9 protein-coding genes are annotated in these 13,865 nt (G+C 46.4%); 4 read left to right on the forward strand and 5 right to left on the reverse strand.

Features of this window, described 5'->3' with window-relative positions; all coding sequences use genetic code 11:
* Positions 1 to 54: 54 nt before the first annotated feature.
* Both EGI32_RS07665 and EGI32_RS07670 read right to left on the reverse strand, forming a co-directional pair.
* A complete protein-coding gene (locus tag EGI32_RS07665; RefSeq protein ID WP_255154799.1) occupies positions 55 to 1,500 on the reverse strand; it encodes a DUF5689 domain-containing protein in 1,446 nt (481 codons plus the stop codon).
* Positions 1,501 to 1,536: 36 nt separating this feature from the next.
* A complete protein-coding gene (locus EGI32_RS07670) occupies positions 1,537 to 4,113 on the reverse strand; it encodes a TonB-dependent receptor (RefSeq protein WP_255154800.1) in 2,577 nt (858 codons plus the stop codon).
* Between the two features lie 138 nt (positions 4,114 to 4,251).
* On the opposite strand from EGI32_RS07670, the gene EGI32_RS07675 reads away from it, so the two are divergent.
* From EGI32_RS07675 to EGI32_RS07690, 4 genes are all read left to right on the forward strand, one after another.
* The gene (locus tag EGI32_RS07675; protein ID WP_255154801.1) at positions 4,252 to 5,289 is read left to right on the forward strand and encodes an endonuclease/exonuclease/phosphatase; all 1,038 of its coding nucleotides are present in this window, start codon (positions 4,252 to 4,254) and stop codon (positions 5,287 to 5,289) included.
* Positions 5,290 to 5,516: 227 nt separating this feature from the next.
* Positions 5,517 to 8,342 (forward strand): T9SS type A sorting domain-containing protein, encoded by a 2,826-nt coding sequence (locus EGI32_RS07680; RefSeq protein ID WP_255154802.1) that lies wholly within the window; start codon positions 5,517 to 5,519, stop codon positions 8,340 to 8,342.
* 189 nt (positions 8,343 to 8,531) lie between these two features.
* A complete protein-coding gene (locus EGI32_RS07685; protein ID WP_255154803.1) occupies positions 8,532 to 9,839 on the forward strand; it encodes a hypothetical protein in 1,308 nt (435 codons plus the stop codon).
* A gap of 22 nt (positions 9,840 to 9,861) precedes the next feature.
* The gene (locus tag EGI32_RS07690) at positions 9,862 to 11,766 is read left to right on the forward strand and encodes a S8 family serine peptidase (protein WP_255154804.1); all 1,905 of its coding nucleotides are present in this window, start codon (positions 9,862 to 9,864) and stop codon (positions 11,764 to 11,766) included.
* 237 nt (positions 11,767 to 12,003) lie between these two features.
* Here the strand turns inward: EGI32_RS07690 and EGI32_RS07695 are convergent, their stop codons facing one another.
* The 3 genes from EGI32_RS07695 to EGI32_RS07705 all read right to left on the reverse strand — a co-directional run.
* Positions 12,004 to 12,723 carry a ribonuclease H-like domain-containing protein gene (locus EGI32_RS07695; RefSeq protein ID WP_255154805.1) on the reverse strand — a complete coding sequence of 240 codons (720 nt, stop codon included), beginning with the start codon at positions 12,721 to 12,723 and terminating at the stop codon, positions 12,004 to 12,006.
* Positions 12,724 to 12,810: 87 nt separating this feature from the next.
* Positions 12,811 to 13,437 carry a porin family protein gene (locus tag EGI32_RS07700; protein WP_255154806.1) on the reverse strand — a complete coding sequence of 209 codons (627 nt, stop codon included), beginning with the start codon at positions 13,435 to 13,437 and terminating at the stop codon, positions 12,811 to 12,813.
* Between the two features lie 207 nt (positions 13,438 to 13,644).
* The coding region (locus tag EGI32_RS07705; RefSeq protein WP_255154807.1) for a hypothetical protein at positions 13,645 to 13,865 on the reverse strand (221 nt) is incomplete at its 5' end.

Raw genomic sequence — 13,865 nt, forward strand, 5'->3', positions numbered from 1 at the left:
TTATTAATGAGGCTGCCTTGAAGGGCAGCCTCATTGTATATCTTTTGTGATCGCTTATTGAATATCCGATGCGCTACGGATACCGACCTGTGTATCTGTATTGAAGATAGAAACATATCCGGTGATAGAGGTTCCGGAAGTGCTTACAGTAATGCCCGCAGCCGTACGTACAAACATTTTCAAAGTACCTGTTGCATCAGTAACAGTGTAGTTAGTACCGGTGCTGTTGGATGTACCCGCTACGATGCTGGTAAGGTTGTTGATCTTCACCAGTGAAGAAGCCCAGGTATTTTTATTAGTCAATATTTCAGCAATGGTTGCTACACGTGGAGTGAGATTCATAGCTAAGGTTGATGTGGTGATGTTTGCGATCGGAACACTTTTCAGTTCCTTATCCCCATTGAAAAGAGTGATAATACCACCGCCACCTGCGTTTACATTCAATACGGTACCAATCGGGTAAACCGGCGAACCTACTACTGTGTAAAGGATGATACCTGCACCGCTTTCGTCCTGAAGACGATAGTTGCCTGCTGCTTCATTGGCGTTGTTTGAAATCACTTTTGCAGTGAAATGGGTGTTGGTTGGAACAGTTACATCTGCTGTACCTGGCTGCAATGCCCTGAAAGCCGCAAGAGTGATCCTTGCAGGATTTGGATCAACAGCGCCACCGCCGCCTGGAGTTGAGCCGTTGCAACGTGTGCCTTTAAACTGCACGTCGTTTGTATCCCTGATGATCAATTGTTTTGTACTGCCGAAAGTAGTGTAGATCGCAGTGAGCGTACCATTTCCATTAGGAGCGTTTACTCCGGCGAAAGTAGAGAAGCCACTTGTACGAACGATGATGCTACTACCGGTACAAGCCTGTGCATTCAGGTTTACAGACTGTTGTAAAACTGCGTCTGCGTAGGTTTTTGCTGTATCGCTGGGAAGGAATTCAGCATTATTGATCTGGATCAGCATGCTCTGATAAGAAGCGTTCAGCTCTGCTACAGTTACCACTTTGGGCGTAACGGTATAACCAACGCTTCCTTTAACGATATACTTGTCAAACAAAGCAGATGGGATAGCCAACACGTTCAGGAAAGAACCGCTGTTGTCGATGCTTCCACCGATCTGGATAAGGCTGTTGTAATCGCCCATGTACAAACCTTTGAGCTTAATGTAAACTTTACGTCCTACAGGGTAGCTTGTATAAAGATTGTTTCCATCAAGACGGATGGTGATACCACCGGTGCTATCCTGGATACTGATCTGTTTGTAATAGTTACCGCTTTTGTCATCGGCATTTACCACACCTGCGATGATGATATCATCGGTAATGGTTTCAACCTGGCCGCTGATGTGCATCGCTTTCAATGCAGCAATGGTTTTATTAGGAACGATATTCGGCTCCTCGTATAATGGCGGATTATCAAAATCCTTTTCACACGAGGTAAATGTCAAAGCAGAAATCATGATCGCGATCGCTGCAAAACTGCTCTTTAAAAAATTGTTCATGGTTGTTTATTTATTGAATGTTTTATATAATTATTATCAGAATCTCAGGCCGATGCTTGCGAAGAAGTTCAGGCCATATGAATAGAATTGTTTTGCAGGGAACTTGTTCACGTTCTTTTCTTCAAAGTCAAAACGCAATTGTTCGTAACCGCCGGAAACCAGGTTCTTATTGTTCAGCAGGTTGTTTACCCCAACATTGAATACCAGGTAAGTATTGCTGCTCACAGATTTGAAACGGTTGCGCATTTTCCAGGAATATCCTGCAAATGCATCTACAGAGAACTGGTCGTCCAATTGTGTCTGGTCGATGATCTGATGGTAAAGTTCAGAATCCCTGTCCAATCCTTCCACTGCTGTGGAAGTCCTGCGGATCGGGTTGAAATCCAACCACATTTTCCTGAAATAATTCACATTCACATTCACGAACCAATATTTTGGCGAGCGGTAATCCAACCCGATCGTGTAAGCTTCCTGTGGTGTAGGCACCCGGAAGTTATTGGAATAAACGGTTGTTTTCGCCAATATTTCTGCGCTGTTATCTACTGTTACTGTTGCCTGCTGACGGGTGTTGTAATAAAAACGTCCGATAGCAGCTGCCGCATTTACACTCAGACCTTTGTATACTTTAGCTTCTGCACCAAATTCGATACCTGTATGGTATTTACCGATGTTGCTCAACGCATAGTTAACAAAGTTCTGGTACTGGTCATTGTAGAACGTAAGCACATTCAGCTGGTTTTTGAACTCAGTATAATAACCGGTCAGACGTAGTTTCACTTTTGGCGCATTCATGATATAACCGCCTTCCACAGAAGTGATCTGCTCGTTTTTCAGGTTATCCTGTTCAAAATCCCTCGTCCTTGGAGCTATATACGCATTTTCAAAGAACGGCGCTTTGGTCATATAAGATGCGTTGGCGAAAATATAATTTCGGCCGTTGAACTTATAAGTGATACCGCCTTTTGCGCTGTAATTATAAAATTCGTTCTTTTTAGATTTACCGAAAGAATTATCGGGGAACAAACCGTTCCTTACATTACCCACCCTCCAGAAAGTTGTATAGGAATGTTCTGCCGCCAGGAAGAAATCGATCTTACGGAACCTGAATACAGATTGTACCCATCCGCTCGCTTTTTTAATATCGATATCATAATCGTAACCGAATTTATCCCCCACACCCAGGATCCTGTTCGGACGGTTGAGGTCATTCTGGTTGGCAGTAGTATTTCCCTGGAAATCCCTTTCTGCAAACTGGTTAACATCTACATAGAAGTCGCCACCCAGCAGGTCGTTCACTTCTTTATAATAATTATTCTTCTGCGACTGGTAAGTAAGCCCTGCAGAAAATTCTACATTTTTACTCAACGTAGTGTTCAACGTGGTGTTGAAGTTATACTTGGTAGTATTGATGATCCTTTCTTCCAGGATATACCTTGACCTTTTACCGGATACATCATTACCAGCTATGCCATCTGCATTCTTGATAGTGCTGAAAGAAGCATAGTTGGTATTATATAGTTTATCCCAGTTGATCTGGCGCAGGTTTACGTCGTTCTGCAACGCAGTCAGTACTGAACTTTTCAGTTCGTCTGTCAGCTGGTAACTAGGCAGGTAACGGTAATAATCCGGCCTTGGATCCGGTGCATTGTACCAGTCGATAGCGGTAGTGCTCCTTTTACCAACGGTGATGGAAGCTGCTGTAAGCAACGACGTTTTATCGGAAATTTTCCAGTCGTGGGTCAATATCCCTATCGGCTGGAAAGATTTTGCTACGCTTGAATTCCTTTTTTTACCATTCTGGTAACCCCAGTAAGGGTTGTAAAAATTGGTACCGGCGATGTCCAGCATTTCCTGAACAGAAGCGCCCTGGCGGCCGTTTTCAGTTGGCGTACCAAAAGCTACGAAAGACAACAGGTGCCTGTCGGAGAAACGTTTGTCCACACCAACATAAAGTGATGACCCGTCATAATAGGTACCATCGGCAAACCCTTCATCCGCCCAGCGGCGTGAACCGGATACGCTGAATGCCCATCCTTTTTTATTGAGGCCGGTTGAATGGGTAACCATCAAACGGTTGCTGTAGTTCCTGTTAGACACTGCATAATTGATGCTTGTCTGGCTGCGCTGGTAAGAAGCCCTTGTATCGAGATAGTTGATACCGCCCAGTTCCCCATAAGCGTAAGTGGTTGGTTTCATACCTAACGTATTGTCCTTGTTGCGGGTAACATCGTTCAACCCACCCCATAAACCGTAAGGAGTGAAGCCGTTATCGAGGTTTTCCATTGGTGCACCATTCATGTAGGTACCAAACATATCCGCATCATACCCTCTCACCCTGAACCTTACGGCCCCGAATTTGAAAGAGGCGGCATTCAGGAAAGGGTCCCTGCCGGCGTTCAATACAGAAGAAATATTCTGAGCGCTCCCGTCATTGGCATCATCGTCCAGCGATACTACCGGGATATTGTCCACCGAAATCTCCCTTACACTTTCAAGGATGGTAGAATCTGTTCTGAGTGAGTCTGGCTTTGGCTTTTCCTGGGCTAACACCGGGTGGGAAACCACCAGCATTAACAGCCCCGCAGCCATTAATTTGTAGAATTTTTGCAGCATAGTTTTTTTATTGAAGGGGCAAATGTAAGGGTACTTTGCGTAACTGGTTGACATTTTTTTAGAGTTATTATAAACATAATTTTAACTTAACAATTTTGAATATGGCCATATATATATCTTTGCGCACATTAATTTTTTATGATAAAGACATTACTCACTGCAATTCTGCTGTTTAGCCTCACAGGTTTATTTGCACAGAATAACTACAGGGTTTCCCTGATAGGGTTTTACAACCTTGAAAACTTTTACGATACGGTAAATAACCCGATGGTAAATGACGAGGAATTCCTGCCAAACAGCGACAGGCACTACAATACACATATATATATGGATAAGGTAGACAGGCTGGCCACTGTAATTTCGCAGATGGGGACCGATATCAGCCCCGATGGACTGGCGCTTTTAGGGGTAGCCGAAGTGGAGAACGATACCGTGCTCACCGATCTTATCCACTCCCCGAAGCTGAAAGACAGGAAATGGAAGATCGAGCATTTCGACTCACCCGATTTCAGGGGCGTGGACGTGGGATTGTTATATAACCCCAAGTATTTCAAAGTCTTACATAGCCGGCCGCTTTTTGTAAAATTGCCTGGTGGAAGTAAGGATTCTTATTTTACCAGGGATATATTATATGTAAAAGGTATCCTCGATGGCGATACCATACATGTTTTCGTCAACCACTGGCCATCCAGGTCGGGGGGCGAAGAAAGGTCGATCCCGGCGAGGGCAGCAGCAGCAGGGGTGTGCAAACAACGGGTGGATTCGCTGATGGCGATCAATCCTAACACCAAAGTAGTGATCATGGGGGATCTGAATGACGATCCGGTAAGCCCGAGCGTAACTAAAACGATCGGCGCCAAAGGGAAAATAAAAGACGTGGCTGTTTCCGGCATATACAATCCCTGGACGGAAATGTACAAAAGAGGGATCGGAACGCTGGCTTACCAGGATGCCTGGGGGCTTTTCGACCAGATCATGGTATCACAGGCCTGGCTGGATAAGGCACAGCCGGGGTATTTTTTCCAGAAAGCGATCATATTTAATAAAGAATTCCTGGTGCAAAAAACCGGCAAATTCAGGGGTTACAGCAAAAGGACCTGGGATGGCAATACCTACAATTATGGGTATAGCGATCACTTACCGGTATTTGTGGAAATGCTGAAAAAGGTCAATTAAGAGGTTTAAAAGGTTTAAAAGTTCAAGAGGTTCAAGAGGTTGCGTTTTAACGGGCTTCCTGAGCCTCTTGAACATTTTGAACTTTTTGAACTGTTGAAGCAGCGTCAACGAATAATCGGTTATCTTATTGTTACGTGGATAATTTGTGGCCTTATTTTTCTGGCGCAAAGTATCCAAAACCCCTATCTTTACACACTTATCACATCTATCTATCTCAAAAAAATTGTATGAAGAAAATTTTTACTAAAAAAATCATGCTGGCTGTTTTGCTGATGATGAACGTAGGTTTATTATCCGCCCAGCAGCTCTTAACGGATAATTTTAACTATTCCGGCGCTCTTACTGCAAATGGCTGGGCTGCCCACAGTGGTACCGGCGCAAGTGCCGTTTCTACTACCACAGGGCTTACCTACACCGGCCTTTCTACAAGTGGTATCGGAAATGCAGCTTTGATTGGCAGCGTAGGTGGTGGTGAGGATGTGAACAGAACGTTTACAGCACAAACTACGGACGGCCAGAACATTTACTTTTCAGCAATGGTTAATATCACTGAGGCGGCTTCTGCCAAAACCGGTGATTATATCATTCACCTTGGGCCAAGCCCTATAGGGAGTACGTTTATCTCCAGGGTATTCGTTAGAGTTGTTGCAGATGCCGTTAATTTCGGTATCAGTAATAATGGCACCGCTAACTGGGGAACGACTTCTTTTGCAAAAAACACTACCTACCTGCTGGTAGTTAAATATACTATCAGTACTACAGCCAACGATCCGCTTTCTATGTGGGTAATTCCTGCTGGCGTACCTGCTTCTGAAGCGGCTGCCGGCACACCGGAAGTGACTACCACTTCTGCCAATGGCAACAACAGCATCGGATCGATCGCTTTGAGGCAGGGAAGCACCAGCCAGCCTCAAACTGTAGTGGATGGCCTGCTCGTAGGTTTAACCTGGGCTGATGTAACTCCAACTGTTGCAACCGGCCCTACCTTGGGAACTACTGGCAACGCAACCAACCTTTCAACTGTTCAAGGTACGGCATCCGCAAGCGGAAGCTTCAACGTTACTGGTACTGATCTCACGGGTTTCCCCGGAACCATCCTCGCAACAGCTTCTTCAACTGACTTCCAGGTTTCTAACGATAATGCAAGCTGGGGCCCGACAACTACTATTCCTTACACTTCAGCCACTTTAGCTGCAACTCCGGTATATGTTCGCCTTAGCGCCACTGCTCCTTTGGGAACGGCAACAGGCACAGTATCTCTTGCCGGTGGCGGTGCAACAACAATTAATGCTAATGTAGGTGGTAATGTATTGGTTGCTGAACCAACTGTACAGGCTTCAAATATTGTTATTTCTGCGGTTAATGATAACGGTTTTACCATTGACTGGACAAACGGAAACGGTGCTGCAAGGATCATAGCAGTAAGGCAAACAACAGCGGCGGCTATTGCCCCTGCCGATGGATCTGTATATACTACTACCCTTGGTGGCGGAAATACCATCTGGTACAACAATACCGGCAACGCTACTACAGTCGTTACCGGCCTCGTTTCAGGTACCAGCTACACAGTACATGCCTACGAATACAATGGTTCTACAGCAGGTACCACCAACTACCTTACTACATCTGCTGCCAATAACCCTGTAACAGTTTCTACCACTGGTATTTCTCCAAATATCCAGCAAGGGTTCTTTACTTCCGTAAGTACACCGCTATACGGCGCAAGGTCTGCTATCAGGATACCAACCGTTGCAGTAGGTACTATCAGCGGACTGGCACCAAATACAACTTATCGTTACTACAGCACCGGTGCATCATCCGCTGATTTCGGTACAAGCAATAGTGCGGGTACACTAGTATTGAATGATTATACCGTTACTACCCCGTCGTTCTACACTGCAAGTACAGGTAGCCTTACAACTGCAGGTTCTTATGGCAAATTCACTTCAGATGCAAACGGTAAATTTACCGGCACGTTCGGGTATTTTGCTTCTACCAACAACAGGTTCGATTCAGGTGCGAATGTATTCGTTACTGTAACGATCGGCGAAGATGTTACACCCTTCAGCGTTAAATACCGCTTTGCACTTGATCAATCCATTAAAATGCTCGATTGGGGTACTGCTCCTGCAGAAGGTTCTTTTATCAAAGGCGCTTCTCTTGCATCAGCAAATAATGTGGTGGCCCTTTGGAACAGCATCGATGGAAACATCGTAGCAGCACGGCCTTTAGCAATGACCCTCGTTGAAGATAACGCTACTACTACCGCACCTGTTGCTCCATATGATGAAACCGCAGGTAGCTGGAATACTGTTATCCCAAATGACAACCCGGAAGGTGTGCGTCTCATCCAGCAGTTCACCCCAACAGGTGTGGTGGTTGGTTGCAATAGCGATGCCGATGGCACATGGCCTTCAGGTGTTTCCACCAGCGATCCGGTAAACGGTTCCGTAACTGCCAACGCATTGCAGATCACTGTAGGCGATGCTCCGCTGAATGCCGGCTCCTGCTTCGGTATCCTGCCTGTGAGCCTCGTAAACTTCACTGCTACAAAAGTGAACAGGACTGTTACCCTGAAATGGACAACTGCCCAGGAACTGAACTCCAGGAATTTCGTGATCGAAAGGTCTACCGACAACAGGACATGGACCAGCATCGCAACCGTTGCGGCAGCAGGTTTCAGCAATGTTGTTAAAAACTATGCGTATGTAGATAACACCCCGGCAAAAGGCATCAACTACTACCGTTTGAAACAGGTAGACGTTGATTACAGGTCTGTAACTTCAGCGGTAAGGCCGGTATTGTTCAGCGAACAATACGCCATCACTGTAGCACCAAATCCTGCAACTGACTTCATCAATGTGTACATCGCTAAAAACGACCAGAAAACCACACAGGTGATCGTGGCGGATATCAATGGCAAAGTGATTGAAAAACGCAACACCGCTGACCAGTTGCTGCAGATCAGCACCAGCCGTTTCGCTAAAGGCGTATACTTTGTAAAAGTGCTCACCGACGAACAGACCACTACACAAAAAGTGATCGTTCAGTAAGATAAATCTCCCGGTACCCGTTTTTCGTAAGTAGCAGCAACGGCCGCTGATTTGTGAAAGACGGGTAATCTGCAACCGCATCAAATTAGTTACCCTACGGTAATGGTTTGATGCGGTTTTTTTGTAATTTCACCCCCGCATTCAAGCATCCGGGATAAAACACCTTTGATCAAATCAAATCATCAACGAATGCAGGTTTCAACTCGTATACAAATGAAAATACACAGCTCCTTCTGTGCGCTCTTCCTATTCTTGTTTTCCACTGCCGCAAATGCACAGAATGTGGGCATTGGTACCGATACCCCTAATGATGGCAAACTGGAGATCATTTCCGCTACCGGCAACCAGCTGATCAGCCGGAACACTGCCACCAGTACCGGGCTTTCTTTTTCTATCATCAACAACAATCCCACCCTCGGTTTCAACGGGATGGGTAAGAATACAAATGACGCCTACGGTTACCTCGGAACCGGTTATGCCGGTTTCCTCGAATATTCACCGGTAACAGGCACTTTCAATTTTTTTTCAGGAGATGTATCAGCGGCTACTCCCAACGTTGATCTCACCGGCGGCACCTCTTCGCTTTTTTCTATCAGCCGCCTGGGTTACCTGGGGCTGGGGCAGGCAGCACCCCTGGAAGGATTACACTTGAAAGGAAAGAATATCCGCCTTGATAACTTATTCGACGCAAGATCTGTAATGCTGCTGAGCGGCGATGATGGCAGGCTTGGTGGCGAGATCCGTTTATTTTCAAATGGCAGCGCCGACAGTACCGTAGTGATCAAAGCCAGCAATGGCGATGGCCTGGGCGGCGATATCGCTCTCATCAACCCGAGCACGCTTACAAGAACAGCACAGATGAACGGTGGCCCCGAAGGTGGTGAGATCAAATTATTTCCTCACGGAGAAACAGACAGCACCATCATCATCAAAGGCAGCAACGCGGTGGGCAACGGCGCCGAAATTTTATTTGTAAATCCTGCCACCGATACCCGTACGATGGAGATCAGCGGCAATTACAACTCATCGGGCCGCAGCAGGATCATCGTTGATGAACTGCAGATCAAAGGCGGGGCAGACTTCGCCGAATACTTCGACATCACCGCTCCTGAAAACGAAACACCCTTGCCGGGCATGCTTGTTTCAATCGATGAAAACAACACCGGTAAACTTACTGTGAGCAATATACCTTACGATAAAAAAGTAGCCGGCGTTATCAGCGGGGCCAATGGCATCCTTCCGGGTATGACGATGGGCCACAAGAATACGATCGCCGATGGGGCATTCCCGGTGGCCATCTCAGGGCGCATCTATGTAATGGCTGATGCCACTAAAAATCCGATCAACCCAGGCGATCAACTTACTACTTCTTCCCTTCCGGGATATGCGATGAAAGCTACCAATTACAAAAAAGCACAGGGCGCCATCATCGGTAAAGCAATGAGTAAACTTTCCGGTGGCAAAGGCATGGTGCTGGTGCTGATCGGTACAAGATAATCCGGGACTGTAAATCTTTTTCATGAAAAAAATATTGTTCATCATATCGATCCTATTGCCCGCCATGTGCCTCCAGGCTCAACAGAAAGGCTATAATGAAACCCGCTGGCAGAATATCATACTTGAAACCGTACCGGAATCTGTAAAGATGAGTGCACAGCTTTACCAGCTGGCTAAACTCGCCGAAACGGATCTTGCTGAAGCGAATGACAGGTTGTTACATTCCACCCTGCGTCACCGGGCAGCAGATAATACTGTCAACATTGAGATCGTATACCGCAACGACGAAAACCTTCAACAGATAAAAGATAAGATCAATACCGGATACCTGACAAGGGCCGGTTTCAGCATTGATCTTACCTGGAAGAACAGGGCAAGCATCTGGGTAAAACTGGACAAGCTGCTTTCCATGGTAAAAACGTTGGAGAAAGATTATTTCGTTTTCCAGGTACCAAAACCTCCGGCAGACGATCAGGGCCCTGCTGCTGTCAATAGCACGGGATATAAAACAGGCGGTGGCCCGGGTGGTACTGGCCGCAGGGTGGCAGTATTCGATTATGGCTTCGCGGGGTTGCAGGCTTCCATCAATTCGGGTAACGCAAAAACACCGGCTTATGTAAACCTGAATGGTACTCCAAGTACGGTTGCAGGAGTTAATATCGGCGGCCAGGAACATGGCACCGCCTGCGCTGAAACTATATACGATCATGCACCCAATGCCGATTACGAATTGTATGTAACGGATAATGCCACCGAGAGGGGCAATGCCGTAAACCTTTGCATCGCCCATGGCGTAAATGTGATCTCCATGGCCATCAGTGAATACAATACGGGCTGGGCCGACGATTCGGGGCCTGCATGCGCTTATGCCAATGCTGCCGCAAATGCGGGGATCATTTTTTGCACCAGCGCCGGCAACAGGGTCTTCAATCACTACGAAGGACTATTCAAAGATGCGAATGCCAATAACCGTCATGAATTTTCGGGCACCGAGGAACGTAACAGGCTCATGAGTTCTATAACTGCCGGCAGCAACACGCATTGTTACCTGAGCTGGAATACCGCCAGTGGCGCTGATTATGATATCGCCATCTGCCGCTTCGATAATAACGTGGTGCTGGCCAATGCCGCTACCGTAGGCACTACTGCCGCAGCATTTGAATATGTAAGCTGGACCAACAATACCGGCGCCGCCGTGAATGTATATTTCAGGGTGACCAAACGATCAGGTGTGGCTACCAATATAGAAATGTTTACCGCAGGTGGGATCGATTACCAGTTTTACCAGGCTGCCGGTTCTACCACTTCCCCCAGCAATTGTACCAGCCCGAATGTTGTATCGGTGGGCGCTGTAGACCAGGTGTATTTTGAAGAACCTTCCGGCGCTACAGATATCATTATCAATTATAGCGGACAAGGGCCTACCAACAGCGGAAACCTTGCTCCAAAAATCGCGGGTCCCACACTTACTACCGTATTCGTTTATGGCGGAGGGGTATTCAGCGGTACCAGCAGCGCCACCGCCAATGCCGCGGGAGCGCTTACCTCGTTCTGGAGTGCCAATCCATACCTGGATGCAACCGGCGTTACGCAGGTATGCTACCGCACTTCCACGCTCTACCGCGATTGGGGCACAGTGGGTGATGACAACATCTACGGACATGGTGGGTTGCAGCTTTATTCATGGGAACCTGACCTGCGTTATATGTACAGGATTCCGGCCAACTCCGGCGTAACAAATGATACCCGGCCTTATTACAATCTTTCGGTTGCCGAAGCCAATGCCCCAGACAATTCGAAAGTGATCCTGCTCAACAGCGGCAGCTTCCTGGAGAATGGCGTTTATGGTGGCCCTCCGGGAAATGGCAGCGGGAAGAAGATCTTGTATTTATCACCGTTCCCGTTTGATGGGAAGTTTGGCTACTGATTTTTTTATTACACGAATTAGCGAATAGGGCCATTTCTCTGAGAAGTTGTTCCCTAGAATGGTCATTGCGAGGCACGTAGCAATCGCTTCGCAATGACAGTTCTAATATAGTATCCAAAATATTCATTAAAATTTTGAACCATTCACCATTCACCATTCACTATTCACCATTCACTATTCACCATTCACTATTCACCATTCACTATTCACCATTCACTATTCACCATTCACTATTCACTATTCCACAATATCAATATCTCCCTCCCCCAGCAAAGGCAGGTTTTTAAACCGGAGAAAAATGTTCCCGGTGGTGATCACATCCTTCTGGCAATAAGTGGCGATGCGTTTTATATTTTTTTCTTTCCAATACACTTCCCCTACCATGCTGCCATCGATATCATCCTTGGGAGAAGGTATTCCCAGAGCGGCAGCCAGTAACTTCAGCGAAGTATAATGTTTGTAATCCCCGAAACGCCAGTACTGGAATGTATCGATGATATTCGTTTCCCATGGTTTCATATTCTGAAAATCGAGGTAGCGGGGAAGCGGAATATTATTGACGACCAGCCTCCGGCAGATGAACGGGATATCGAATTCCCTGATATTATGTCCTGCAAAAGCCCATTTATTATTGATGCTTTCGATCTTTTGAAGCGTAGCCAGGAAATCCTGCAGGATCTTTTTTTCATCATCCCCATAAAATGATTTGATGCGCATCCGCAGTTGCTGCTCCTTGTTGAAATACCCGATGCTGATGCAGATTATTTTCGAAAACTCCGCCATGACACCTGCTCTCATCGGGTAAAATTCTCCAACGCTGGTTCCCTCAGGCACTACCCGCGCCACTTTTTCTTCCCAGAGATGTTGCCAGTTCTCGTTCATCGATTCAAAATCCGGGTGCTCCGATACCGTTTCAATATCGATCACAATTACGTCCTCCGTTCTTACCTGTTGCATAGCCATTTTTTTATTCGTTTAAATTACAACTATATCCATAAAAAAACCCGCTGTTTTAGCGGGTAAATACTGTTGTTTTTCTCCTTATTACAGGGTGATACCAACAAATACCTGTATCGCCTGGTTCTTCCAGGTCTGCCTGTTATCGATATCGTTTATATCAGTAAGTCCGAGTTTATACCTTGCGCCAAGGTTTATCAGCGGGAGTTGTACCCACAAACCGCCGATTGCACTCCATTCTGCTTTTTTAAATATGTCGGCATTTGTTTTCAGGCTGTCAACTGTTTGTTTGAGCAACCCATTGAAAGCAGGCCCCACCTGTAGCTTCACCCTTTTGCTCGGGCCCAGGTTCACATTCAGGAAGACCGGCACTTCCAGGTAATTCAATTTTGCTTTACGCTGACCGCCGCCCAGGAAAAGATCATCATATACATTATCGGCACCACTGCTGAATTCGGATGTGGATTGCACAAAACTGACTTCCGGCTGGATGCCGATCTTATTGGTGAGGTTGAACTGCAGGAAACCGCCGATCTGGTAATTGAAATTGAACCCATCCTTATAAGATTGCCCATCGATCTTATTGATATTCACCCCTCCTTTTGCGCCAAAGCGGAAGAAGTTCTCACGGTCTGAGCTCAAAGGGTTTCGTTGTGCAAAGGAAGAAAAAGTAGTCATCGCCAGCAGGCTGAAGAGCAGTTTAAGCTTTATCATGGTTTGTTTTTTGATTTATCAGCCAAAATTATACCAATCGGATTAATTTTTCCGCAGATGTCCGCAGATCGATACACGCAGATGCTCGCAGGTTTATCTCTGCGAAGATCTGTGTATATTTAAACAGCGGGAACCTGCGGGAAACAAAAGAAAAGAACCGGCAGAAGCCGGCTCCCCATTTATCAAACTCCAACAACAATAATAATTTTACCATCGGCCCGGTACCCATACATACCCGCGCCTGGTGTTTCTCCAGTAGCCCTGGCGGTAAACCTTGTTGGGACGTGGAGCTATCCAGTAACCCTGACGGTAAGCATATCCGCTGCCAACGCGAACGTAGCCGGGTTCTACCCATATATAATTTGGTCGTGGTGGTGCCGGTCTTACATATACCGGTGCTACAGGCCTTTCTTTTACTACTACCGCCG

Source organism: Ferruginibacter sp. HRS2-29, assembly GCF_024343615.1.
Taxonomy (GTDB): Bacteria; Bacteroidota; Bacteroidia; order Chitinophagales; family Chitinophagaceae; genus Ferruginibacter.

What these genes read in the sequence shown, in the direction of transcription:
- EGI32_RS07665 (WP_255154799.1), bottom strand. Translation starts at nt 1,500, where the DNA reads ATGAACAATTTTTTAAAGAGCAGTTTTGCAGCGATCGCGATCATGATT.
- EGI32_RS07670 (WP_255154800.1), bottom strand. Translation starts at nt 4,113, where the DNA reads ATGCTGCAAAAATTCTACAAATTAATGGCTGCGGGGCTGTTAATGCTG.
- EGI32_RS07675 (WP_255154801.1), top strand. Translation starts at nt 4,252, where the DNA reads ATGATAAAGACATTACTCACTGCAATTCTGCTGTTTAGCCTCACAGGT.
- EGI32_RS07680 (WP_255154802.1), top strand. Translation starts at nt 5,517, where the DNA reads ATGAAGAAAATTTTTACTAAAAAAATCATGCTGGCTGTTTTGCTGATG.
- EGI32_RS07685 (WP_255154803.1), top strand. Translation starts at nt 8,532, where the DNA reads ATGCAGGTTTCAACTCGTATACAAATGAAAATACACAGCTCCTTCTGT.
- EGI32_RS07690 (WP_255154804.1), top strand. Translation starts at nt 9,862, where the DNA reads ATGAAAAAAATATTGTTCATCATATCGATCCTATTGCCCGCCATGTGC.
- EGI32_RS07695 (WP_255154805.1), bottom strand. Translation starts at nt 12,723, where the DNA reads ATGCAACAGGTAAGAACGGAGGACGTAATTGTGATCGATATTGAAACG.
- EGI32_RS07700 (WP_255154806.1), bottom strand. Translation starts at nt 13,437, where the DNA reads ATGATAAAGCTTAAACTGCTCTTCAGCCTGCTGGCGATGACTACTTTT.